General features: G+C 46.5%; 20 protein-coding genes and 1 pseudogene. 12 read left to right on the forward strand and 9 right to left on the reverse strand.

Annotated elements, in window-relative coordinates:
* Nucleotides 1–156 precede the first annotated feature (156 nt).
* From mngA to manA, 3 genes are all read left to right on the forward strand, one after another.
* Complete coding sequence (mngA, locus tag ACXAGQ_RS15190) at nt 157–2,094, forward strand: PTS 2-O-a-mannosyl-D-glycerate transporter subunit IIABC (protein WP_475254957.1); 1,938 nt, start codon at nt 157–159, stop codon at nt 2,092–2,094.
* Between the two features lie 117 nt (nt 2,095–2,211).
* Entirely contained in the window at nt 2,212–4,854 is a 2,643-nt protein-coding gene (gene mngB, locus ACXAGQ_RS15195) for a mannosylglycerate hydrolase (protein ID WP_475254959.1), read from the forward strand.
* Nucleotides 4,855–4,984: 130 nt separating this feature from the next.
* Nucleotides 4,985–6,172, forward strand: a complete 1,188-nt coding sequence (gene manA / locus ACXAGQ_RS15200; protein WP_475254960.1) for a mannose-6-phosphate isomerase, class I — start codon at nt 4,985–4,987, stop codon at nt 6,170–6,172.
* Nucleotides 6,173–6,240: 68 nt separating this feature from the next.
* On the opposite strand, the gene ACXAGQ_RS15205 is transcribed toward manA, so the two are convergent.
* Nucleotides 6,241–6,744, reverse strand: a complete 504-nt coding sequence (locus ACXAGQ_RS15205) for a type II secretion system protein (protein ID WP_475254961.1) — start codon at nt 6,742–6,744, stop codon at nt 6,241–6,243.
* 316 nt (nt 6,745–7,060) lie between these two features.
* On the opposite strand from ACXAGQ_RS15205, the gene ACXAGQ_RS15210 reads away from it, so the two are divergent.
* Nucleotides 7,061–7,270: a hypothetical protein gene (locus ACXAGQ_RS15210; protein ID WP_475254962.1), complete on the forward strand. Its 210-nt coding sequence runs from the start codon at nt 7,061–7,063 to the stop codon at nt 7,268–7,270.
* A 145-nt stretch (nt 7,271–7,415) separates the two neighbouring features.
* On the opposite strand, the gene ACXAGQ_RS15215 is transcribed toward ACXAGQ_RS15210, so the two are convergent.
* The 5 genes from ACXAGQ_RS15215 to ACXAGQ_RS15235 form a co-directional block, all read right to left on the reverse strand.
* The gene (locus tag ACXAGQ_RS15215) at nt 7,416–9,629 is read right to left on the reverse strand and encodes a hypothetical protein (RefSeq protein ID WP_475254963.1); all 2,214 of its coding nucleotides are present in this window, start codon (nt 9,627–9,629) and stop codon (nt 7,416–7,418) included.
* 226 nt (nt 9,630–9,855) lie between these two features.
* Entirely contained in the window at nt 9,856–10,275 is a 420-nt protein-coding gene (locus tag ACXAGQ_RS15220) for an ankyrin repeat domain-containing protein (protein ID WP_475254965.1), read from the reverse strand.
* Between the two features lie 47 nt (nt 10,276–10,322).
* Nucleotides 10,323–11,831, reverse strand: coding sequence for a catalase (locus ACXAGQ_RS15225; RefSeq protein WP_475254967.1), 1,509 nt, complete (start codon nt 11,829–11,831; stop codon nt 10,323–10,325).
* A 294-nt stretch (nt 11,832–12,125) separates the two neighbouring features.
* Nucleotides 12,126–13,004 (reverse strand): 5'-methylthioadenosine/S-adenosylhomocysteine nucleosidase, encoded by an 879-nt coding sequence (locus ACXAGQ_RS15230; RefSeq protein WP_475254969.1) that lies wholly within the window; start codon nt 13,002–13,004, stop codon nt 12,126–12,128.
* Between the two features lie 238 nt (nt 13,005–13,242).
* On the reverse strand, nt 13,243–13,668 hold the full coding sequence (locus tag ACXAGQ_RS15235) for a hypothetical protein (RefSeq protein WP_475254970.1): 426 nt from the start codon (nt 13,666–13,668) through the stop codon (nt 13,243–13,245).
* A 550-nt stretch (nt 13,669–14,218) separates the two neighbouring features.
* Between ACXAGQ_RS15235 and ACXAGQ_RS15240 the strand changes: the two are divergent.
* The 4 genes and pseudogenes from ACXAGQ_RS15240 (at nt 14,219) to ACXAGQ_RS15255 (ending at nt 17,250) form a co-directional block, all read left to right on the forward strand.
* Nucleotides 14,219–14,763, forward strand: a pseudogene (locus ACXAGQ_RS15240) (sigma-70 family RNA polymerase sigma factor).
* A complete protein-coding gene (locus ACXAGQ_RS15245; protein WP_475254971.1) occupies nt 14,753–15,400 on the forward strand; it encodes a DUF3379 family protein in 648 nt (215 codons plus the stop codon). Before ACXAGQ_RS15240 ends, ACXAGQ_RS15245 begins: the two are co-directional and overlap by 11 nt.
* A 161-nt stretch (nt 15,401–15,561) precedes the next feature.
* The gene (yghU, locus tag ACXAGQ_RS15250) at nt 15,562–16,419 is read left to right on the forward strand and encodes a glutathione-dependent disulfide-bond oxidoreductase (protein WP_475254973.1); all 858 of its coding nucleotides are present in this window, start codon (nt 15,562–15,564) and stop codon (nt 16,417–16,419) included.
* Nucleotides 16,420–16,863: 444 nt separating this feature from the next.
* Nucleotides 16,864–17,250, forward strand: a complete 387-nt coding sequence (locus tag ACXAGQ_RS15255; protein ID WP_475254974.1) for an ArsR/SmtB family transcription factor — start codon at nt 16,864–16,866, stop codon at nt 17,248–17,250.
* A 30-nt stretch (nt 17,251–17,280) separates the two neighbouring features.
* Here the strand turns inward: ACXAGQ_RS15255 and ACXAGQ_RS15260 are convergent, their stop codons facing one another.
* The 3 genes from ACXAGQ_RS15260 to ACXAGQ_RS15270 all read right to left on the reverse strand — a co-directional run bounded on the left by ACXAGQ_RS15260 (nt 17,281) and on the right by ACXAGQ_RS15270 (nt 19,524).
* On the reverse strand, nt 17,281–17,934 hold the full coding sequence (locus tag ACXAGQ_RS15260) for a DsbA family oxidoreductase (RefSeq protein ID WP_475254976.1): 654 nt from the start codon (nt 17,932–17,934) through the stop codon (nt 17,281–17,283).
* 210 nt (nt 17,935–18,144) lie between these two features.
* Nucleotides 18,145–18,639 (reverse strand): SRPBCC domain-containing protein, encoded by a 495-nt coding sequence (locus tag ACXAGQ_RS15265; RefSeq protein ID WP_475254977.1) that lies wholly within the window; start codon nt 18,637–18,639, stop codon nt 18,145–18,147.
* Nucleotides 18,640–18,717: 78 nt separating this feature from the next.
* A complete protein-coding gene (locus tag ACXAGQ_RS15270; RefSeq protein WP_475254979.1) occupies nt 18,718–19,524 on the reverse strand; it encodes an AraC family transcriptional regulator in 807 nt (268 codons plus the stop codon).
* Between the two features lie 191 nt (nt 19,525–19,715).
* Here ACXAGQ_RS15270 and ACXAGQ_RS15275 point away from each other — a divergent pair, with 191 nt between their 5' ends.
* From ACXAGQ_RS15275 to ACXAGQ_RS15290, 4 genes are all read left to right on the forward strand, one after another.
* Nucleotides 19,716–20,732 carry a bile acid:sodium symporter family protein gene (locus ACXAGQ_RS15275; RefSeq protein WP_475254980.1) on the forward strand — a complete coding sequence of 339 codons (1,017 nt, stop codon included), beginning with the start codon at nt 19,716–19,718 and terminating at the stop codon, nt 20,730–20,732.
* A gap of 225 nt (nt 20,733–20,957) precedes the next feature.
* Entirely contained in the window at nt 20,958–22,661 is a 1,704-nt protein-coding gene (locus tag ACXAGQ_RS15280; RefSeq protein ID WP_475254982.1) for a protein adenylyltransferase SelO, read from the forward strand.
* Between the two features lie 290 nt (nt 22,662–22,951).
* The gene (locus ACXAGQ_RS15285) at nt 22,952–23,926 is read left to right on the forward strand and encodes a DUF1852 domain-containing protein (RefSeq protein WP_475254983.1); all 975 of its coding nucleotides are present in this window, start codon (nt 22,952–22,954) and stop codon (nt 23,924–23,926) included.
* Between the two features lie 53 nt (nt 23,927–23,979).
* Nucleotides 23,980–25,008, forward strand: a complete 1,029-nt coding sequence (locus ACXAGQ_RS15290) for a methionine synthase (RefSeq protein WP_475254985.1) — start codon at nt 23,980–23,982, stop codon at nt 25,006–25,008.
* Nucleotide 25,009 lies beyond the last annotated feature (1 nt).

The raw sequence follows: 25,009 nt of genomic DNA on the forward strand, positions 1-25,009 counted from the left end.
ATACAAGCCGAACCTAAAATTAATACAACAATAATACCTATTTGTAAGGTTGTGTGAATGAGATCACAGAACACATTGTCAGAATACGTATTATATTTGTATTAATACAACTAAGGGCGATACACGCCCACCTGGATGACGGTACAGAGGACGACGATGAAACTGACTACCCTTACCCATAAGTCGCTGATTTCAATCCAAACGACATTTGAAAGTCGTGAAGCAGCGATCCATGCTCTGGCAGACAAACTGGATCAACAAGGCAAATTGCATGATAAGCAAGCTTACCTTGATGCAGTATTTGCCCGTGAAGAGCAAGGCCCTACAGCGCTAGGTGAAGGCCTAGCTGTCCCACACGGCAAGACTGACGCGGTAAAAGAAGCCGGTTTTGCAGTTGCGACGCTAAAACAAGACCTTAAATGGAAAGGCATTGATGAAGACGAAGATGAAGATGTAAACCTTGTCTTCTTGATTGCCATTCCAAATGCGGAAGCCGGTTCAACCCATATGCACCTGTTGACTGAGCTAACCACGACACTAGTTGATGATGATGTTCGTGAAGCGGTACTTAACGCACAAAGTGCCGAAGAGCTGATGACTCTACTCGATGGTGCGGGTGAGCAGGAAGAACAAGACAACATTAATACAAATGAAAACAACCCAACTATCGTTTGTGTTACTGCTTGCCCTGCAGGTATTGCTCACACTTATATGGCGGCGGAATACCTTGAGAAAGCCGGCAAGAAAATGGGCATCAATGTCCACGTTGAGAAGCAAGGAGCCAACGGTATCGAAGGCCGCTTGACGGCTGAACAGCTTAACAAAGCTGATGCTGTTGTCTTTGCAGCTGAAGTTGCGATAAAAGAAATCGAGCGCTTCAATGGTATCCCTCGTGTAGAAACACCTGTAGCCGAGCCAATCCGTCATGCTGAGCGTATCTTGAACGATGCGATGGAAGCGGCGAAGAATGGTACAAGTGAAGAGCGTGTTGCTGCAACGAGCGACAAGCCGAAGAAACTCCCATTCAAGACCGAGCTTAAGCAAGCATTGCTAAGCGGTATCTCTTTTGCTGTTCCTCTTATTGTTGCGGGTGGTACGGTTCTCGCGGTTGCTGTTTTGATTGCGCAGATTTTTGACCTGCAAGAGCTTTATGCAACAGAAAACTCATGGCTTTACATGTACCGTAAACTAGGCGGTGGCCTGCTTGGCACCTTGATGGTACCGGTACTTGCAGCCTACACCGCATACTCCCTCGCCGATAAGCCGGCATTGGGCCCTGGTTTTGCTGCCGGCCTTGCCGCAAACATGATTGGTTCTGGTTTCCTTGGTGGTGTTGTCGGTGGTTTGATCGCCGGTTACGTGATGCGCTGGGTAAAAGAGAACATCCGTCTTAGCCCTGCGTTCAACGGCTTCCTGACATTCTACCTATACCCTGTGATCGGTACGCTTGTTGTCGGTAGCTTGATGCTGTTTGTTATCGGTAAGCCGGTAGCCATGCTGAACCAAGGTTTGACTGATTGGCTAAACGGCCTGTCTGGCTCTAACGCACTTCTGCTTGGCGCAATCATCGGTATCTTCGTATCGTTTGACCTTGGTGGCCCGGTAAACAAAGCAGCCTACGCATTCTGCCTAGGTGCAATGGCGAACGGTGTTTATGGTCCATATGCAATCTTCGGTTCGGTGAAGATGGTATCTGCCTTCACAGTAACGGCTTCTACCATGATGGCGCCACGCCTATTTAAAGACTTCGAAATCGAAACCGGTAAGTCGACTTGGCTACTTGGCCTGGCGGGTATTACTGAAGGTGCGATTCCAATGGCGATTGAAGACCCAATCCGTGTTATCGGCTCATTCCTTGCGGGTTCAATGGTAACGGGTGCCATCGTCGGTGCGGCGGGTATCGGTCTATCAACTCCGGGTGCAGGTATCTTCTCAATGTTCCTACTTCACGATGCGGGTATCGGTAGCTTCATGGCTGCGGGTATCTGGTTGGGCGCCGCGTTGATTGGTGCTGCAATCTCTACCGTGATGCTAGTGAGCTGGAGGGCACATGCGACAAAAAAGGGCACATTTAAAGTGACCGCTGACGCTTAATCCCGCTGATTACATCAAGTAAAGAATAACTTACGTCACATTATTGACAACACTCTAAATCATCGGGTGCAGGGAATCTGCGCCCGACATTAAAGAAAAAATATCAGGTACATTATTATGGCTACTTCCCGCGTTCATATTACTCCTCACATGCACTGGGACCGTGAATGGTATTTCACTACAGAAGAATCGCGAATTCTGCTAGTAAACAACATGGAAGAAATCCTGACTCGCCTTGAGTCAGATCCTGAATACAAATTCTATGTACTTGATGGCCAGACAGCTGTTCTGGAAGACTACTTCGCCATCATGCCTGAAAACGAAGAGCGTGTACGCAAGCAAGTACAAGCGGGCAAACTTATTATTGGTCCATGGTATTCACAGACCGATACCATGCAGGTAGCGGGTGAATCTATCGTCCGTAACATGATGTACGGCATCCGTGACTGCATGAACTTTGGCGAAGCCATGAAAATCGGTTACCTGCCAGACTCTTTCTCAATGAGCTCACAGCTGCCGATGATCTACAACGGCTTTGGCATTGACCGCGCGATGTTCTGGCGGGGTTGTTCTGAGCGTCACGGTACCAACAAAACAGAATTTGTGTGGCAGAGTAACGACGGCAGTGAAGTGACTGCACAGGTACTTCCGCTGGGTTACGCAATTGGTAAATACCTGCCACAAGACGAAGAAGGCCTACGTGCCCGTTTGGACAAATACTTCCCAGTATTGGAAAAACCATCGGTAACCAAAGATATCCTGCTGCCTAACGGCCACGACCAGATGCCGATCCAAAAAGATATCTTCGAGGTGATGGACAACCTACGCGAAATCTATCCTGACCGCGAATTTAAGATGAGCCGCTTTGAAGAAGTGTTTGAGCGTATCGAAGAAGTTCGCGACCAGCTTGATACTGTCAAAGGCGAGTTCAACGACGGTAAATACATGCGTGTTCACCGTACGATTTCTTCTACCCGTATGGATATCAAATTGATCCACGCGGAAGTAGAGAACAAGATTGTAAACATCCTAGAGCCGTTGGCATCGATTGCCTGGACGCTTGGCTTTGATTACCACCACGGCCTGATTGAGAAAATGTGGAAAGAGAGCATGAAGAACCATGCCCACGACTCAATTGGTTGCTGCTGCTCGGATAAAGTCCATGCCGAGATCCTAAACCGCTACATCCTTGCCGATGATATGGCAACAAACCTGATCAACTTCTACAAGCGTAAGATTGTTGACCACATGCCAGCCCGTGAAGGCTGTGACAAGCTAGCGATGTTCAACCTGTCGCCATATGACCGTGAAGAAGTGATCAATACCACCATCACGATCCGTGCCCAAGAGTTCAAGATCTTTGATGAGCACGGCCATGAGGTTGAGTACTACATCCAAGATCAGCGCGTTATTGACCCAGGTAAGATTGACCGCCAGATCGTGCACTACGGAAACTACGACCCGTTCGTAGAATACGATATCCAAATCAAGCACATCGTACCGGCAATGGGTTTCACCACGCTTCACATCGAAGGCAATGCCAAAGGCAAGGTGAAGGTTGCCGAGCAGAAAGAATACCTGATGGAGAATGAGTTCTACCGTATCAATGTCAATGACAACGGTACGCTAACTATCTTCGACAAGGAAACAGAGCAGACTTTCGACCAGGTGCTTCGCCTAGAAGACGGCTCTGATGACGGTGACGAGTATGACTATTCACCATCACGTAAAGAGTGGCTGCTGTACTCTGATGAGTTCAAGGTTGAAACCAACATCAAACATGAAGGCTTCCAGTCAGTGGCCAGCATCAAGCTACGTATGGATGTGCCTGACAACCTGCAAGCCCGTGAAGAGCGTACTAACCAAGATGGCTTTGTGGATGTGGATTGCCAAGTGGTACTAAAAGCTGGCTCTCGCCGCATTGAAGTACGCATGGAGCTGGACAACCAAGCCGATGATCACCGTGTGCGTGTATTGGTTCCAACCCCGTTCATGTCTGAGACTGTAGTTGCTGATAACCAATTTGGTTTGATCACCCGTCCGGTTAACGACCCAGAAATGGCAAACTGGGAAAAAGACGGTTGGAAAGAAGCGCCAGTACCTGTTTACCAGCTGATGAACTTTGCAGCGCTGGAGAGTGGTCAAGCAGGTATGGCTATCATGAGCAACGGCTTACGTGAGTTCGAGGTCATTTCTTCTAAAGGCAACGAAGAAAAAGATACCTTCGCGTTAACGCTGCTTCGCGGTGTGGGTGTACTGGGTAAAGAAGAGCTTCTGCTTCGCCCTGGCCGTCCGTCTGGTATCAAGATCCCAACACCTGATTCACAGGTGCGCGGTAAAATTGTGTGTAACTTCACTTTGAGTGGCTTTGTGGGCAATCACATTGAAGCTAACGTTATGGCAATGGCGCGTGACAATGTGACGCCAATCCAGTGCTACAACAAGATCCCATACAACGCGATGAAGCTAAACGTGGGTGAACAAGACAAACCTTTGACTTTCTCACTACTAGAGAAAGGCACAAAAGGCGCCGTTCTGAGCGTACTGAAGAAAGCGGAAGACGAAAATGCGCTCATCGTACGTGTTTACAACCCGTCGGAAACAGAAACTATCACAGATGGTATCCGCTTCAGCCGCCCTATCACTGAGTGGGTAGAAACCCGTATGGACGAAGTGGTACTGGAAGAGCAAGGCTACGAAGCCGGTCAATTCGGCGAACTACGTCCTTGTCAGGCTAAGACGTTCCGAGTATGTTTCTAACATAGCGCAAAACACTGACAGGGAGTGATGAACCCTGTCAGTGCCTGAGAAATAGTTGTTTTTTCTACGTTAAATATTTCCAACTTTCTGCCGGGCTTGCCCGGCAGCTTTTTATCCGGATAACGATGATATGTATAAGCTAGGTAATGTAATTCAAAACTATGTGTGGGGCAGTAAAACCGCAATGACAGCCTTGTTTGGAATCAGTAATCCTGATGACCAACCACAAGCAGAACTCTGGATGGGGGCTCACCCAAATGGCTGCTCTCGCATTGTTTGTGAGGGTGAAAGCCAGCTGCTTTCAGATGTGATTGAGCAGTCACCTGAAACAGTATTAGGCCGTTACACCCATGATAAATTTGGTGAGCTGCCATACTTGGTAAAAGTGCTGTCAGCCGCTAAGCCACTGTCAATTCAGGTACACCCAAAGAAATTAGCAGCCGAAGAAGGTTATCACCGTGAGAACCTTGCCGGGATCCCACTTAACGCTGCTGAGCGTAACTATAAAGATCCTAACCACAAACCAGAGATGGTTTACGCCCTGACCAATTACAAAGCAATGAACGGCTTCCGCGTGATTAACGAGATGGTAGAGCTGTTTGAGCAAGCCAATTGCCCAACGTTGGCAGAAGATGTTCAGGCGCTGAAAGCCAACCCAACGCCGATTCAGTTGGCGGCTTTCTTCCGTGAAGTCATTTCCCTAACGGGTGAGAAAAAGCAGGCTGCGATTGCTGAGCTGATGGAAAACATCGGCTCGAAAGGCCTATCGACCGATGCAAAAGCCATTTTTGAATTGATTACAGGTTTTGCCACTGAGTACCCTGGTGATGTCGGCTTATTTGCGCCTTTAATGCTCAATGTCATTGAGCTAGAAGCGGGCGAAGCCATGTACTTGGATGCTGAAACACCGCATGCCTACCTAGAAGGCACGGGGATTGAAGTGATGGCAAGCTCGGATAACGTGCTTCGTGCTGGTTTGACGCCTAAGTTCATGGATGTCGAGGAATTGCTGAAAAATACCCGTTTCGAGCCAATCCCTGCCCAGCACCTGAGGCTGAAAGGGCAAGTAAAAGACAACAAGATTTGCTACAACGTCCCGGTTGATGACTTCAAAGTTGAAGTGATTACTTTGACCGATAAACCACAGACCGAGTTTGTCCGCAGTGCTGAAATTATCATGTGCTTGCAGGGTAAGCTGACACTGGAAAGTGAAGGCAAAGAGATTAATCTGATTGCTGGCGAATCTGCGTTTATCCCATACAGCAGCCGACAGTACAGTTACAAAGGAACGGGGAAAGCAGTTAGGACGTTTAACTAACTATTCTTTTATTATTTTTAATGCCTGAAAAGCATAAACGCCACCCAGTTGGGTGGCGTTTTTGTAGGCTAGCAACCATCGTAAAATTTATGGACTTTTAACTCTCCAAGATTGCCGTCATTTAAATCTTCAAAGTTTCTCTTACGTTCAATCAAGAGAGCACAGTTCTTAACATTAATAGCGAAAGCTTTATCATTATATTCTTCACCAAGTTTAATCCACACTTGGCTATAGAAGCGTTTGCCACTGGTGAATTGGAAAATTCCATAGCCGTCAGTTTGCATGATACGTTTAATATTGTCAGGGTAAAGAGCTACGTAGCCATCTCGAACATCAATATTGGTATCAGGAATTGTCACTTTATCTTTAGTGTGCTCAAGGCCGTGGATTTTTGCTTTACCCTTAACCAGCTCATTAGCCGACCAAAAAGCCCCAGCAAATGCATCCAGGCTGGCAATTCTTGCTTCTGTTGAAGTGCCTAAAAAACGAGGGGCAGCAGTGACCGCGAGGATACTCAGCAGGACAACAGCCACAACCATCTCAACTAACGTAAAGCCTTTGTTATTCATCATTTTGTGTTTTGATTGTCAATTTATTGGCGGTAACTATAAAAGCTGTAGGGGTATTGTAAATGCGATATATTGCTTTGATAGAGAGAATGGAACAGGATTGCTGCTTAGTTATACTTAATGGGTGAGAGTTGAGCTTGTTGCGTCATTGGTGTGGCGGTTATTTGACCATGTAAAGTGTCAGCATGATTGAAACATTGTTTTTTATAATGTGGTGGCATATTATCGCGGCTATTATTTAGCAAATAAATGCATGTGTTGGTTATTCACTTCGCTTTAGTGAATACTTTAAATGTCTTCGATAAATGTGAAAATTACTATGAAAGACATCATCTTAAGCCCAGAACAAGTTACTCAGGTACGGCAGGAGTTTAAGGCCAAGGTTCAGGTCGAGACCAAAGATCCCTTTATGGGGATCTCCCCGGATCAGCTCGACTATATCGCAGGTGTAGGCTTTGCGCTGGTGATTGGCATGCTAATGTTGGCCTTGTCGTTTGAGTGTGTGCGTTCATTAACGCAAAAATCTTAGTTTACTGCGCTTGTTTTGGTGCTTGCTTCGGCGCTTGCTTTGGTGCTTGTTTTGGCATTTGCCGTGGAACGGGTAGTAAGAGAAAAGCCAGCAGACTTCCGTACGCTGGCTTGAGCTTTTCTTTTTTTGTTGAGGCTACAGAGATTTAATTCGACGCCACGCTCGCTATCGCTTCGCCGTTAGCTGGTACCTCGATAACCACGTAGCTTAGCTTAACGCCATTGACTTCTTTCATTTGAGCCGTCATTGCCGTTCCGTTAATCGTAATACTGTCATGCTCACCGTAGAAGCGTGCTTCCCACTCAAGAGGTTCTTCAGACGAATTGGCCAAGCTGGTTTCTGTTAATCCTTCATGGCGAATGGCCAGTTCGTGAGCCCCCATAGGTAGGTAGTCAACTTCCAACCATTCTACGTCTTGCGGTAGGTGGGAAGCGGTAACCACGCGGTTTTCGGGTGCATTTGGCTCAATCCCCATCAGACCTTCAATGGTGTTGGATATGAAGGTGAAGGAAATCTCCGGGTAATCACCATTGGTACCTTGGGTTGGGCGCTCGTGAGGCATATCTTTTTTGTTGATGATGTAGTTCATCCATTTCCAGGCTTCTTCATTTTGGTTATATGGGAAGTAGGTTTCTGGAATATAGGTATAAGCCTCGATATTGTGTGGCGCTTCAGGGGTTGAGCCAATGCCTTCACCCAAGTTAGCTGAAATGAAGTCGAGGTATTTGTTGTTGCGCTCACCCGGCTCAGTAATGAGCTTCATCGGCATAAACCAGCTGTTTTCCTTACCGAAATCGTTCAGACGCAATCCATCTTTCTGGATGATATTGACGTAGTTGTCATTCGGTTTGGCCGGATCTTTAATACTCCATTCTTCGTTGAAGAAGCGTTTGAGCTCGACTGCTTTTTCCTGCCACTCGTCAGCAAGGGCATCTTCGCCACGGGCACGAAGCATTTCAGCATATGCGACTGTCGCTTGGTATTGTGAGCCAATGCCGTCACCCGCCTCGATGGGGAACTCACCGCGCTCGTTATAGGTAGCTGAACCTTCAAAGATCCCGCCGTAGCCTTCTGCGATCCCATTTGGCTCTTGGTCATCATGAAGCGCGATATAGTCAGTCAGTACTTTGGTGTAGAACTGCCAAAGATCAGGATCGTAGATATAGCGATCATCACCAGTCCAGCGGTATTGCTCGAGGGCTTTTTCGACAAATTCGAACTGGGCTGGAACTTCACGAACGAAATACTCATCGTGGTGGTAATCAATCGTGTGCGGCGTACCGTCGAAGTTGATCGCCCATAGGGTATACCACTTGCGCGGCTCGGTAGAGTGGCGGGCAAAGGTTTGGAACATTGATAGGTTCTCTGAGCCTAAACCTGCTAGCCAGCCACCGCTTGCTTGGTGAAGAAAATCTCGTGAATAGAAGGCGGTACGGTCAAAATATCCTGCCCAGTAGGAGCGGATATAATCTGCGGTGCCGCTGCCATCGTTGTTGTTTTCGTCCCGGTTAACGAGGCCGCTTTGCCCGGTCATAACAAACTGCTTGGTCTTATCAATAGCCCAATTAAAGGAATCTTCCAGCGCTGCGTTCGATGAAGCGATAGTGACTTCTTTTTCGCTCTCAATGGCGGTGATCTTCCATTTTTCTGCTTTGCCTTTTTCATTGACCACATACACTGATACGGGGTTGGTGAAGTCAACAATATCACCTTGACGCAAACTGGTTTGGCTCTCTGGGGACGCCAATAAGTTGCTGATAGTGAGCTGGCTAAGGTCAGTGGCAAAAGGCACGGTAAATTCGATCCGCTGTTTATTGCGGTTGATGGTGGTGGTGCCAGATTGTTCTGCCACGTTAAACTGGACGATCTGGTTGAATTTCGGTTGTTTGTCTTTCTTCGATTTGGTCAGGGAGACATTATCAATACTGACCGCACTCTTGTCTGAGCCTGAGAAAAATACCGATAGGATCTCACCTTGCTCAAGGGCGATGTCCTTGATTTTATTAAGCGAATATTCTTTGTTTTTGCCAATTTTATCAGAAACTAATACTTCGCCAGCGAGGTTCTTCAGGCCGAACTTTCCGCCTTTTTTATCGCTTTGGATAAAAGCTGAAAGATCATAATAAGCCGTTTCTGGAACGGTAATGACTTGGCTGATGTGGTGCTCTGCGCCAATCGCAATACGGCCACGGTAGGTGCCTTCGTAAGCGCCATCACTGCGAATATTTGAAAACCAATAACTCCAGCCCAGGCCTTTATCTTCAAAGCCTGGGTTATGAATTACATTGCCTTCGCTAGCGTTAGCAACACCGCTTAAAAGGATACCTGAGAGTACTACTGCCAAAGATGTAGGTTTCATATTGACCTCATGTCTTGTTGTTGTCGTTTTGTTCACGTTGGCAAGTATCTTGGCATGCGGTACCAGCTGAAATCGTCACGATTAATCACACAGGTATCCCGTTTTCTAAGATCGTGTGAGCGGGATAACACTGGCGCATTATTTTAGTCATTATTTTCGTTTTTAGTCATTAATGGGCTTTGCGCTCCGGCAGAATGTGCAAATCGATGGATCAAGTGTTGTTGGTTTATTGTTTGATTAGATCTTCCTGACCAAACATCTCTGCAAATTGCTCTAGAGTTAATCCTGACTTGTTCTTCATTCCCTCGTCGCACTCATGGTCAAGCAGCCTGAGCACAATGCCTCGCTCAAGCTTAATTAGGGCTCCCATAAGCGCCGTATTGCCGCGTTTATCTTGAAGGCAAGCATCTGCACCATGCTTGAGAAGAACTTCTACAGACTCTATCTGTCCTGAATAAGCTGCTACCATAAGAGCTGTATAGCTTTGGTTGTTCCTCACGTCTACTGGGAATCCGTGTGATAGGTACTCTTCAAGAACTTCCGTTTCGCCAATCCTTGCAGCACTGAAGAAATATTTAATGAGTTGTTCGTTTGCTGCTGATTCGAAAGGCCAGAGCAGGGCAAATGCTAGCAATATAGTTTTCATAAGGTGTACCAAAGTAAGCCGGTACGAACTTGTACCGGCTTTTTTAATTAAAGCTTCGAAGCTAGCTGCTTAACCTGCTTGATGTCAGCGCCAACAGCTTTTGTTAGGCGCTCACCATAGCGGCTATCAGCCTTGTAGAAGTAGCTAAGCATCTTGGCTTGAATAAGCTTATCTTCTACTTTGCCAAGGTCACCTGACAGGTTCGTGATAAGGTCTTTCTTACCTTGATTACTTAGACTATTCCAGAACACACCTGCTTGATAGAAGTTGCGCTCAGCCTTGATTGGCATGGACTGCGTTGTGCCATTGAGCGGCATTGATGCAACCTTGTATTGAGCATCATCACTAAGCTCGACATGGTTGCTTGGCTGGTAGTTAACATCACTTGTTGTGTTGCCGTGGTTACCTGCGCCATCTTGGTTGTAGTTGATCTTACCGTTCTTTGGCGCATTGATTGGCAGCATCGTGTGGTTAGCACCCAGGCGGTACATCTGTGTATCAGCATAAGAGAATACGCGCCCCTGAAGAAGTCGGTCTTCTGATGGCTCAATACCAGCAATCACATTTGACGGCGCGAAAGCGGACTGCTCAGATTCTTGGAAGAAGTTGTCTGGCACACGGTTAAGCGTCATCGTGCCTACTTTCTTCTCAGGCACATCTAGCCAAACCTTAGTTGCATCTAGGCCGTTGTAATCAAGACCGGCTAGTTCAGAAGGTGTTAGCACCTTAACCATTAGATCCCACTTCGGGAAGTTACCCTTCTCGATCTCGCCGTAAAGGTCATTGGTTAGGTGGTTGAAATCCATGCCTTGCACCTTGGCAATCTCATTTGGGCGCAAGCTCTTGATACCTTGGTGGCTCTTCCAATGGAATTTAACGTAGCGAACTTCGCCCTTAGCGTTCACGAACTTGTAAGAGTGAACACCGAAACCATCCATCTGACGGTAAGAAGCTGGCACGCCCAGGTTAGAGTAAACCTGTGTAAGCATGTGTGTTGCGCTTGGCTGTGTGCTCAAGAAGTCAAATACACGGTTTGGGTCTTGCACATTTGTTACTGGCGAAGGCTTGAATGCGTGAACCATGTCAGGGAACTTCTTGGCATCACGAATGAAGAAAACCGGTAGGTTGTTGCCAACCAAGTCCCAGTTGCCGCCTTCAGAGTAGAACTTGGTTGCGAAGCCGCGAGGGTCACGCAAAGTTTCAGGGGAGCCTTTACCGTGAACAACTGTTGAGAAGCGAACAACTACAGGCGTATCGATTCCGGCCTGCTGTAGCGGGGCTGCCATAGTGTTTTCACTCAGGTCTGCCGTTGAGGTGAATACACCATGCACACCCGTACCACGCGCATGCACAACACGCTCAGGAATGCGCTCACGACCAAAGCGCTGTAGTTTTTGGATCAGATGCATATCTTGGAGCAGTACGCTTCCTGTCTCACCCGCTGTTGTTGAGTTCTGGTTATCGCCAACAGGTGCGCCATTGTCACGTGTTAATGTTGTCGCATTAGCAGACATAGCTAAGGCTAGTGATGCCACTAGCAAGCTTGTTTTGAACATTTATTTTCTCTTCTATATGTAAAAGTGCTAACAAATTAGCGCTTGCATTATTCAGCATGCGGAGTGATTTATGTAATTGATATAAACAATTACTTTGATAGGTCAGGCCGATTGACTTTGGTAAAGTCTGTCTAGCTAGAGAATTTAGCGATGTTCGCCAACAAACGACGACTGTTTCAATGATGGGCTTTGGGCGATCAAGGATTATAAGGTTGCGCGAGTGGGTTAATGCTAGAGCGATTAAAAACAAAAAGAGCCTCAAAATGAGGCTCTTTGTTGATTGTTAACGACGAATTACTTCAGAGTCGAGATATAGTGCAGCACTACATTTTTAACAAACTTTTGGTTGTCAGTCGCTGTTGATGGGTCGTACTTGCCGCCGTTGGTCAGGTTGTTCGACAGAATACGGATGCCTAGGAAAGGGATACCGTAAGCTTCAGCCATCATTGCAGCAGAAGCGGTTTCCATTTCTTCAACGCTAGAGCCAAAGTGCTTGTTCAGCCAGTTCATGCGGTCGATTTCGTTGTTCCAGAAGTTGGCAGAACCGATAGTTCCTTCAACAACTTTACCGCGCTTGTGCGTTTCTTTTACTGCATGTGCAGAAGCCAGTAGTTCTGGGTTACCTTCGTAGTAACGTACTTTTTCTGCATCAACGGCGCCGTCGCCTTCTCCGGCACTGCCTTCAGACGCCATAACATCCATTGGGATCCAGTTCATTGGGTTTGAACCTTCGCCTTCTGCCAGTATAGGGGTCTTGAAGTTACCGGCATTGAATGAACGCTTGCCTAGAACGATATCACCTACGTTCAAAGATTTGTCGTGGCCGCCAGATGTACCCTGGTTGATGATGGCACGTGGCTTATAGCGCTCGATTGCAATCGCAGTTGCTGCAGCTGTGTTTTCAACACCCTTGCTGGTTTTGGTTACAACAATCGGATAATCGTTCAAAGTACCAATGTAGAAAGTAAAGTTACCGGTGCGCTCGATGCGAACATTTTCAAGCAAATCAGCGAAGTACTCCGCTTCGATTGGCATTGGACCCTGGATTAGGATTGGCTGCTTAGGAGCGGTATTGGCTGGAACCGTGACGCTCTTTACTGTTGAAGCTGTTGCAACGGTAGAAAGAAGTAGTGCTCCGATAACGAAAATCACTTTTTTGGTTTGCGATAGCATGGGGGGATCCTTGTTATTAGCTTAAACGCTTAACGTGTGCGGCACGGAATATACATTGCGCAATCGTTTGCGTCACTAGTGGTGATTGTAACTAAATATGTCAAAAGGGAATAAAGTACTAATAAATAAACGTAAAAGTGAATAAGTTTGAGGAGGAGAAATAGAATGAAAAGAAAGCCAACTTATATCATGCTGGCTTCCTTTTTCGATTATGGAGATAGGATGCTTCGAATTACGGTTAATTCGGTACCGTTTGAGCTTTAGCCTTAAAACCAAACGTAATGGTGTCGTAGTCCCTAAGTAGATAAAGAGCCAAATAAGCCGCAAGCATAGGCCATGCAGCAAAGAACAGTAGGTTGTTCATAGGATCTAGGTACTTGGCAAAGGACGAAAGAGTAGAGGCGAAGTGTAAAACCAAAATGGCCAAGTAAGTCTTATCGCGCCACATCCCTAATACAAAGGCAATTAAAAACACCATTTGCAATAGTCCCAACATAACCATCACAGTAGGTGATAGGTTAAGTCCGTAAAAACCAGAGAAAACTTTGACGGCATGATCGGTCGCAATGATTTTATCTAATCCCCACATAAAGAAGACGAGGAATATACCCAGTCGCAGCGTTAGTAGGCTAATTGATAGGTTTTTCTGTAATTTAATAGGCATGTTTAGACTTCCGTTGTTGATAGCCCATAATATATATGGGCTGTTTATAGGTTTTTGAGATGGAATTTGAACAGGTCTTTATGAATATCGTCTTTGTGACTTTTGTTAACATTAAGTTCTATGCTTGATTGGGTATTTTTATCGTTAGTGGTTGAGAGGTGGTGCTGAAGCAAAGACGCTATGCTTAGTGGGCTAAAGCTGATCGAAGCACCAAGGATAAAGCTGAAAAAATGGGCTTTTTCACTTGAATTCATATAGTTATAAATATTGGTTTGGACGTCCTGAGCATAAAAACCCCCATATCAATTAGATTATTTCCTTCCCGGTAAAAAAATTTCTAATAGATAAAATATCAACAAATTAACGCATCTAATCCTTATTAATTTTGTGGAAAATAAGATAGGAATATCCAGTGAGCTTTATTTGATAGCAATTCATTGTATCTATTTATATTTCATATTCGGATACATCTAAAATGATAGATTCGATGAATTATTCCTGTTTTTTTCTGCACTAACTCATTTCTATTGATGGCTAGAATGAGTTCAGGATGATCACCAATATAATTAAGTCGACCGTTGATAAGTTCGGTCAACGTAGTAAGAAAAAACGATACGAGAAGTTGGTCGCGGAATATAGCCAAGACTTATACCGATATGCTTATTGGTTTTGCCATCACCCTCATGATGCGGAGGATCTGGTTCAGGAAACCTATCTTCGCGCGTGGCGCTTTCTTGATAACCTCAAAGATGATGAATTGGCCAAGCCATGGCTTATCACCATATTACGACGGGAAAATGCTCGTCGGTTTAGAGGACAGCCAGTAGAACATGTGAATATTGAAGATTGTGATTTTCTTTATCACACGAGAGGCCTGATCTCGATGCGACGTTAAGAGCAAAGATTATTGCACTGCCTGATATCTACCGAGAGCCGTTACTATTACAAATCGTAATGGGTTTCACCGCTGATGAGATTTCGAAGATCACTGCATTGAACCTCAATACAGTTCTCACAAGGCTTTCAAGAGGTAAGAAGCAACTGTTTGATAATGATACAGATACGAATGACCTAAGGACGAGGTATGGCGCGTAAAATCACATCTATTTCAGCCTATCGCAACAAAAAAGAAAAAGAGGAGATCCAGTTACGGACGGCGATGTCGGTTGATATGCCCGAAGGATTGGAGCGGCGCTTGTTGCAGATCCCTGAGCGGAATAACTCTGGAAGCAAGCGCTCTCGCCCGTGGTTAGGTGTTGCTGCTGCCTTGTTGATGGCGCTGACAGGTTATGGCATGTACCCAATGCTTGAGCAGTCGAATTTAATTACGTCTGGTAACCTGATCCAAGATGCCATGGCTCATGCCTGCTCCCAACAAGCCTTTATTCAAGGGATTGATGAAGCCGTTTCTTTGCAGCAGGTGAATATGAAGCTGCTGCCATTTGGTTCGAAGTTGGCCCATTTGCCAGGCCATGTTTATTACGTTAATCACTGCCAGTTTGGTAAAAAGACTGTGTTCCAGATGGTTTTGGCTAACGCGCAAGGGCAGAAGGTCAGCGTGTATATTGTGCCGCAGTCTTCTTCTGATGAAGACATGCTAGACCGTGGCAATATGAGTGGGGTGCAGGTACCTGTTAATCATGCGAGTTTGGTCGTACTAGGAGAGGATGAACAAGAGGCGCGGGTAATGTCAGACAAAATGAAAGCGGCGATTGAGTGGCACTCGATCTAGTCTGAAAAGGGAAAATGGATAAAATTCTGAACAAGTGTTCAAAAATCTTGCGCTAAGCTGGTTTATTAGCTAATGTTTAATTTTGAACGATTGTTCATGGGGTGATGCTAAATAGCAAGCCATGAACAAGACGGGTTAGTAAATCAAGCGAGGAACGGCAAATGGGTACAGAATATACCCCACCAAAAGTTTGGACTTACGACAGTGAAAATGGTGGCGAGTGGGCGAGCATCAACCGGCCTGATTCCGGTGCAAGGCATGAACAAGCTTTACCTGTTGGTGATCACCCTTTGCAGTTATATTCAATGGGTACACCCAACGGCCAGAAAGTGACAATTATGCTAGAAGAGTTGCTGGCAGCTGGGGTATCAGAAGCTGAGTATGATGCCCATTTGATCAGAATTGGTGAGGGTGATCAGTTTTCTTCAGGCTTTGTTGAGGTGAACCCAAACTCAAAAATTCCTGCATTGGTTGACTATTCGTTGGAAAAGCCAATTAACGTCTTCGAATCTGGCGGTATCTTGCTTTACCTTGCTGAGAAGTTTGGTCACTTTTTACCCCAAGATGTTGTCGCCAAGACCCAGGTTATGAACTGGCTGTTCTGGCTACAGGGATCAGCACCTTATTTGGGCGGTGGCTTTGGTCATTTCTATGCTTACGCCCCGGCAAAGTTTGAATACCCGATTGATCGTTTCACTATGGAAGCCAAGCGTCAGCTTGATGTACTCGATAAACAGTTGGCCAAAAACGCCTTCATTGCCGGCGACGAATACACCATTGCCGATATGGCTATCTGGCCATGGTACGGCAACCTGGTGCTGGGCAAGCTTTATGATGCTGCAGAGTTCTTGCAGGTTGAGCAATACACCCACTTAGTGCGCTGGGCCAAAGAAATTGATGCCCGTGCAGCGGTACAGCGCGGCAAGATTGTCAATCGCACCTGGGGGGAGGAGTGGGAACAAGTCCCCGAGCGACATACTGCCAGTGATATAGACGATGTGCAAAAGCTTAAGCCTTAGTCATTACATTACTTAGTGGTTGTGTTTTAACGCTCACGGCTTATCGTGAGCGTTTTGTTGATTAGTTTCATAAGTTTATCTATTTACTTTGCTTAATACTTGCATAAATGCGCAAGTGATCATATGTTGTTTCCATCATCTTATAAACTATAAGAGTGGGATTTAGTGATGAGAGCGGTAATATCTGGACTCACCAAATGGTGTGCCTATAGTCATATTTTCAAAGCCTTAGTTGTATTAGTAAATGGCGGACAGATCTCGGAGCAGACGCGAGCTGGGAGAAATATCGCCCTGCTTGGCATATTCTGCCCGTTCTTTTGGATTGCACTGTTTACCGGGGCTGAGGCGTCATCGTTAGCATTCCATGCAACACACTCGGGGATCGTTTTCTTGATTGGAGTCGTTATAATGGTGGCTAGTCTTAAAAAACAGCAACAAAAATAGATGGATGAACAATATCTCGATGCACTGAAGGCATTGGCTGAACCACACCGGCTGCGTCTGTTCTGGCTACTGGTGCATGTTGATCAAAGGATCACGGTCGCCGAAGCCATGGATGTAACAGGTGACAGCCAGTATAACGCTTCACGTAATCTGAAAATGCTGTTTAAGGCGGGATTACTTTCTCAGCAAAAGCAAGGCAAGTGGGTGTATTACACTTTAGCCCAGCAAGAGCGGCCGCATTGGAAGGCATTAGTTGAGTCAGTGAGAACCTTGCCAGAGCAGGGCTTTATTGACGTCTCAGCCCGCTGCAAGCTGCGCCTTGCGATGCGGGAAAATGATGAATGTGTCATTGGAGCAAACAGCGAGGAATGGCTGAGTAAATTATAACAACCATTCCTCAATGGGTTTCAAAGCGAATTAGTTATTCACTTCATCAAGTAGCTCAGTCAGTACCTGCTTATAGGTGTCAACTTCTTGCGCGCCAGTCAAGGCACTGGTGCGATTGAACACTACAGTTGGTACTGCTGATACCCCAAGTTGCTGCCAGTCAGCTATCACCGAACGGATTTCATCACGGTGTGCTGTATCTTCTAACCTAGATTGGGCGTCATGCTTGTCTAATCCAACGGTTGCCACTTCATCGAGCAACACTTTCCTGTCGGAAACATCCTTTTGTTCGCTGAAAAATGCACTGAACAAGCGCATTTTCAACTCTGTCTGCTTGCCATATTCCTTGGCGAATTCCAGCATGATGTGGGCATCCAAGGTGTTGACCATTTTCATTTCATCAAAGTAGTTGAAAATGAATCCGTGCTCAGCACCCAGCTTGGCAATTCTTTCCCGTGCTCTTTGGCTGTCCTCCGCTGTTGAGCCGTATTTCCGCGCAACGTGCTCACGTAGGTTTTCCCCTTCAGGCGGCATATCCGGGTTCAGTTCGAACGGCTGCCATTCAATATCGACGCGATCTTGAAGACCCAACTCATTGATGGCTGCCTCAAGATGTTTGTAGCCGACAAGGCACCAGGGGCAAACCACGTCGGAAATAATGTCGAGTTTAATTTTCTCTGCCATGTTTAGTCTCACTTTTTCTGCCAAGCGAATGGCTCGAAATCACCATCGAGAGGTGTTTTAGCTATATGGATAGTAGATGCAGTCATGGTGGTCTCTCAAACGAAATCGCGGCAGGTTGCCGTTTAGTTGGTTTTTAATATAAGTGGGTTTGAATGATTGTTCAATTTTATTTTGAGTGATCGTTCAAGAAGGTTAAGGCTAAGGTTAAGGCTAAGACTTTTGCTGCTTTTTACATTCTGGCTGTTTCTTCAGCTCGGCAAGCCACCGCCGGTGGTAGGATTGGATGTTCCTGCTGGTGAAGTATTTGGTGAGCCATGTCATGCCGCCGCGCTGGGTTGATTCGGTGAGGATCAGGCAGCCTTCATCGGTGGGTTCAATGAGCCATGCGTGGTACATGTCGACATCTCCGCATTTGCCTTTCCAGGCTAACCGCTCATGGGGGATAAATTCAACCACGGTGCAATCGAAATGGAGGGTTCTTGCTCTCCAGCGGAAGATGCTGCCTTTATGCAGTTCAACACCGTCACCATTGAGAATTTGTACTGAGGTCTGGGCACGTCCCCACTGTGGCCAACAAGGAGCGTGGGTGAGACTGGACCAGATGGCATCGGCTTGCGCAGGGATCAGCGTTTCGTTTCTGACATGAAGCTGGGCATTCTTGGGGTGGTAATACTCAGGCCAATGGATTTCCTTGCTGGTTGTCATCACGTACGCCTTTTGCAATAAGGTCTTTAAAGACTAATACGGGTAGCTGGATTTCACTAGTTGATGGTGCAGAGGGGGCTACTCCTTGCGCAAGTATTTCCCTGGCGTGTCGCCAAACTGCTTTTTGAAAATGGAGACAAAAGCAGAGACAGAATCGTAACCACACTCAATCGAGACTTGGGTGACCGGCGCACCAGATTCAAGCCGATTTAATGCCTCCAGTAATCTTGCCCGCTGCCGCCATTGCTGGAAGGTCAGCCCGGTTTGCTGTTTGAAGAGCCTGCTTACGCTCCGGCCAGAAAGCCCAACCAGCTCACCCAGCTGCTCGATATCCCTTTGCTCATCAGGGTGGTGCTGGAGAAGCTCGGCAATGGTTGCAAGGCGTTTATCGCTTGGCATAGTTAATTGGGTTGAGGCCGAAGATAGGTCGGCAATCTGGTCTATGAGCACCTGGGCTAAACGACCATCTGCACTTTCATCATCATAGTCGGCTGGAAGGGCACAAAATTGTAGAGTCAGCTCACGTACCAAAGGGGTAATGCTGCAAACCTTCGGCTCTGCCCATGATTTGTCGGTAAGTGCACTTGTTTCAATATACAGGCTGCGCATTTGCGCTGCGCCGTTGGAAATCACCTTATGCTCAACACCTTCGGGGATCCAAATCGCAAACTGTGGCGGGGCGACATACTGGCCTTGGCGGGTATGGACGATAAGCATCCCTTCTACCGCATAGGACCATTGTCCCCAATTATGGGTATGCCAGTGGGTTTGACTGCCAGATTGCTGCCAGTTTTCGACACGAGCATAAACGGGGCGGGGCAGCACAGATAAGGAAGGCACATGCCGATGTTGCCTTTGTGGGATCTTGGTTACCTGATTAGCCATTTAGAGCTTTCCTTCGCCTGATTGTTGGTGTTTTATAAAATGAGCTTAACCCGAGAGGGGAAAAATGCGGGCTAGTTTGTCCTATTATCGACAAAAGTTATCTTCTTTGCGATAGCAGGAAATCATCACCAGCGTATCCTATTACTGATACGTTGCCAATGGATGGCAGTTTGGAATAATAGGTGAAGAGAGTGATTAAAAAAATCCTTAACTATTTTAAAAAAGAATGGTTCCTAACCGGCATGATGTCAGCGGTCGCGTTGGCTGCATTGATGCCTTCAGTCGGTCAGTCGGGCGGTTTGCTGCACTTGGATCAAGTGACCGCCGTCGGCATCGCGGTTATTTTCTTTCTCCATGGTATTGGCCTATCGCCACAAGCGATCAAGGCGGGTATCACCAATTGGAAGCTGCATATTTTTGTCCAGAGCGCGACGTTTATTGCTTACCCTTTGCTCTGGCTGATTTTTGGTAATGTGTTCCATGCCATGATGCCAGCGGCATTGGCTTTTGGTTTTTGCTATCTGTTTGTGTTGCCAAGTACTATCTCATCATCGGTGGCAATGACCAGTGCAGCCAAAGGCAATGTACCGGGAGCGATTTTCAATGCGTCGTTGTCCAGTGTGCTGGGTGTACTGATCACTCCGCTGTTGATCCAATGGTTCATGGGCATGGATGGGGTCGAGATGGATATTCTCGATACGGTGGTTTCAATTTCTTCCATGTTGCTGTTGCCTATGGTTGTCGGTCAGTTGCTGCGACCTGTATTGCTCAACATGCTGGAAAAGCGCAAATCAATCATTAACAAAATCGATAAATGGGTGATCCTGCTTATTGTGTTCAATGCCTTTAGTGATTCAGTTAAAGATGGAATCTGGACGGATTTTGCCCTCAGTACCTTGGCGATGACCTTGCTGGTGACGACATTAATTCTTCTCGTAGTCGTTCACAGTATGCAGTGGATCGCCCGTAAGGCAGGTTTTAATCGCGAAGATGAAATTGCCGCTGTATTTTGTGGTACCAAGAAGACCTTGGCTGCTGGTGTGCCGATGGCAAAGGTGATTTTCGGTGCTAATCCGATGCTGGGCATGATGCTGCTACCGATCATGTTCTACCACCAAATCCAGATTTTCTACTGCGCCATTTTAGCAAACCGTTATGCCAAAGAAAGTGAGCAAGAAGCCTCGGTGCCAGCTAAGCAAACTGCCTAGTTTGGGCGATGTGCTATTACCCTCGAAGCAGCCAATATGATTGGCTACTTATCAAGTATTTAGGATCTACTTTAGGTAGATCCTTTTGTTATCTGCTGTTTATCGCCATATATGATTAAGCCGATATCAATCATTATGATTTAACGCCTGCAATTAATGCCTTTTAGCCTACTCAGACGTATGATTGCTGATAGGTCAACGTTAATTTAATAAAGGATTTAAGCGATGAGTAAACAAGAGATGGCTGATAATGCTGTGAGGGTGTCCAATCTTAATGAGTTTGCTCAGCTGTCGGATTACTCTTTGCTCGATACACTAAGCCCAGACCCAGCTGCCACGGAATATGGTGCCGACTCTTACCCAAGGCAAGTTTTTTCAGGGCACTATGTGCCAGTAAAGTCCACTCCTATTGCAGACCCTGTTTATGTCAGCCATAGCCATCAGTTTTTTCACGAACTGGGCTTAGACGATAGCTTGGCGCTTACGGATGTGTTTGCAAAACTATTCTCAGGAGACATGGCCGATGTACCTGCACCAATGAGAAAAGTGGGGTGGGCGACAGGCTATGCATTGTCTATCTTTGGCAACGAGTACACCGAGCAGTGCCCTTTTAAAACGGGCAACGGTTATGGGGATGGCCGTGCGATTTCGGTGTTTGAAGGTGTATTCAATAACAAGCGGTGGGAGATGCAGTTAAAAGGCGGCGGGCCAACACCCTATTGCCGAGGGGCAGATGGCAGGGCAGTGCTGCGCTCGAGTGTGAGAGAGTTTCTTGCTCAGGAGTATATGCAGGCATTAGGCGTTCCCTCTACACGGTCGTTAAGTCTATTTGTATCGCAATCTGAAACTGTAGACCGGCCTTGGTACAGTGAAGGTAACCATTCGGAGAACCCTGATGTTATGGTTTCCAACCCTGTTGCCATTACTACCCGTGTCGCGACTTCCTTCTTACGTGTTGGTCAATTGGAGCTGTTTGGTCGAAGAGCTCGCGTTAATGCTCATCCCAATGCGTTGGCTGAGCTGGAAATGATGGTGCTCCACATCATCGACCGGGAATACAAAGACCAGATTGATGCTGGCCTGCCAATGGCTGACAAATTACTCGTTCTAGCGACTGAATTTCGAGATAGGCTGACAACCTTGGTCACCCATTGGCTTCGGGTTGGCTACTGCCAAGGTAACTTCAATAGCGATAACTGCGCAGTGGGGGGATTCACCCTGGACTATGGCCCATTTGGCTTTTGTGAATACTTTGACCCTTACTTCCAACCTTGGACTGGTGGCGGCCGTCACTTTTCTTTCTTTAACCAGCCATTGGCTGCCGAGAAGAACTTCGAGTCATTTTGCTCTGCGTTGAAACCGCTACTGCAATCAAATCCAGCGGCGTTAGAGCAGTTGGAACAGCTCATCGAAGGATTTTCCCCTGTGGTGCAAGATAAAGTCAGTAAAATGTGGGCGGCGAAACTCGGCCTAGAAACCCTTGATAGCGAGCTGTTTACCCAGCTTCTCTCATTGATGATGAAAACCCATGTTGACTACACCCTCTTTTTCCGCGAGCTATCACATGTACCCAATGATATATCAGGCATAACAGCTAGCTTCTATGCCAAACCGAGTGGAGAGCTTGAAGAGGCGTGGTCCCAATGGCTGACTGCATGGCGTGAAAAGCTGAATCCAGCACAGAGTCTCGAGCAGATTTCGAGCCAGATGAAACGAGTGAACCCCAAATATACTTGGCGTGAGTGGCTCGTTGTCCCCGCTTATGAACAAGCGGCGAAGGGCGATTTCAGCCTAATCCATGAGCTGCAAGAAGTGTTAGCCAAGCCATACGAAGAACAATCTAAACAGGTAGAGGATAAATATTACCAGCTAAGACCACTGGCGTTTTTCAACGCAGGTGGCGTTTCTCATTACAGTTGTTCTTCCTAGCGACTATTCTTCCTTCCTAGCCACTTTTCTTCTATAACTCAGCGAGAGCGCCAGCAATACATTAAAAATTATGGCTGGCGCTATTATTCTGAACAGATACCTGCCGATTATGAGTCATGAATTTTCCTCATGTTCTTTGTGAAACAAAAACAATTTTATTCAATTAGTGTTCAACGTATAAAAAAGACTGTGAAGAATAATGCTTGGGAAAATATAAACATAACAATTCCCATAAAAAGAGTCAGGAATAAGTACAGCGGTTTTCAAAGGAAATAGGATACTAGATCACGATGAATAATGATTTCACATTTGCTATTAAGAGCATTCGCTTTGATGAGAATTACCAACCATCAGACAGCACGCGTATAACCACTAATTTTGCTAATTTGGCTCGCGGAAGCTGCCGCCAAGAGAACCTGCGAAATGCACTCCGAATGATCGACAACCGTTTCAATGCGCTGGCGCACTGGGATAACCCCAAAGGCGATCGATACTCCGTCGAGCTTGAAATCATCTCTGTGGATATGAATATCCAAGGCACAGAGGAAGCCTTCCCATCGATTGAAGTATTGAAAACCAATATTATCGACCGCAAAACAGACGAGCGGATTGAAGGGCTTGTCGGGAATAATTTCTCCTCCTACGTGAGAGATTATGATTTCAGTGTACTGCTGCTGGATCATAACAAGAACCAAGCTCAATTTAGTATTCCGAATAACTTTGGCGATCTGCATGGAAAGCTATTTAAGTATTTCGTTAACTCAGAATCGTACAAGAAGCACTTCAAAAAGCAGCCAGTGATATGCCTGAGCGTGTCGGACAATAAAGTGTATAGCCGCACAGAGAATCAACATCCGGTTCTGGGCTTTGAATACCTCCCGAATGAATCTTCGTTGACTGAGCAATATTTCAAAAAAATGGGTCTGCAGGTTCGCTATTTTATGCCGCCGAATAGTGTTGCACCGTTGGCGTTCTACTACTTTGGCGATTTGCTTAATGACTATTCTAACCTTGAGCTAATCAGCACAATTAGCACCATGGAGACGTTCCAGAAGATCTATCGCCCTGAAATCTATAATGCCAATGCGGTTGCCGGTAAGTGCTACCAGCCTAATTTGAAGAATCAGGATCATTCGTTAACCCATATCGTTTATGACCGAGAAGAGCGCAGCCAGTTAGCGGTTGAGCAGGGGAAGTTTGCCGAGCGGCATTTCATCAAGCCTTACCAGGCGATCTTGGAGCAATGGTCTGCAACTTACGCTTGATTCATAACGACATGAACCTAAACAAATTATTAGAATAAAAGGCAGCATTGGCAATGAAAACATTATTACCGACGTCTACGGCTGGAAGCTTACCGAAACCTTCTTGGCTGGCTCAACCCGAAACACTTTGGTCACCTTGGAAATTGCAAGATGAGGAACTGATTGATGGCAAACTAGATGCTTTGCGGGTGTCTTTGCAAGAGCAGCAACACGCAGGCATTGATATTGTTAGTGACGGTGAACAAACACGCCAGCACTTTGTCACCACCTTCATAGAGCACCTTAGCGGCGTGGACTTTGACAATCGCAGGACAGTTAAAATCCGTGACCGCTATGAGGCCAGCGTTCCGACGGTTGTAGGTCCCGTGAGCCGTCCCAAATCCGTTTTTGTGGAAGACGCTAAGTTTCTGCGCCAGCAAACGAAGCAACCCATTAAATGGGCATTGCCAGGTCCCATGACGATGATCGACACACTTTATGATGATCATTATGGAAGCCGTGAAAAGCTTGCTTGGGAGTTTGCCAAAATCCTTAATCAGGAAGCCAAAGAGCTGGAGGCCGCTGGCGTTGATATTATTCAATTTGATGAGCCAGCATTCAATGTGTTCTTTGATGAGGTGAACGACTGGGGGATAGCTTGCTTAGAAAGGGCCATTGAAGGCTTAAAGTGCGAAACGGCAGTCCACATTTGTTATGGCTATGGCATCAAAGCCAATACCGATTGGAAAAAAACGCTGGGTTCTGAGTGGCGGCAGTACGAAGAAGTGTTTCCCAAATTACAGCAGTCGAAGATTGATATTATCTCGCTAGAGTGCCACAACTCTCGAGTGCCCATCGAGCTCCTTGCACTTATTCGTGGTAAGAAAGTGATGGTCGGGGCTATAGATGTCGCAACCAATACCATTGAAACGCCAGAAGACGTCGCCAATACATTGCGGGAAGCGCTCAAATATGTCGATGCCGATAAACTCTACCCCTGCACCAACTGTGGCATGGCACCGTTGTCCCGCGACGTCTCGGCAGCCAAACTTCATGCCCTCAGTGCTGGTGCAGAAATCGTAAGAAGAGAACTTAAGGCTTAGC

This window comes from Photobacterium sp. ABD4_091 (genome assembly GCF_056160145.1).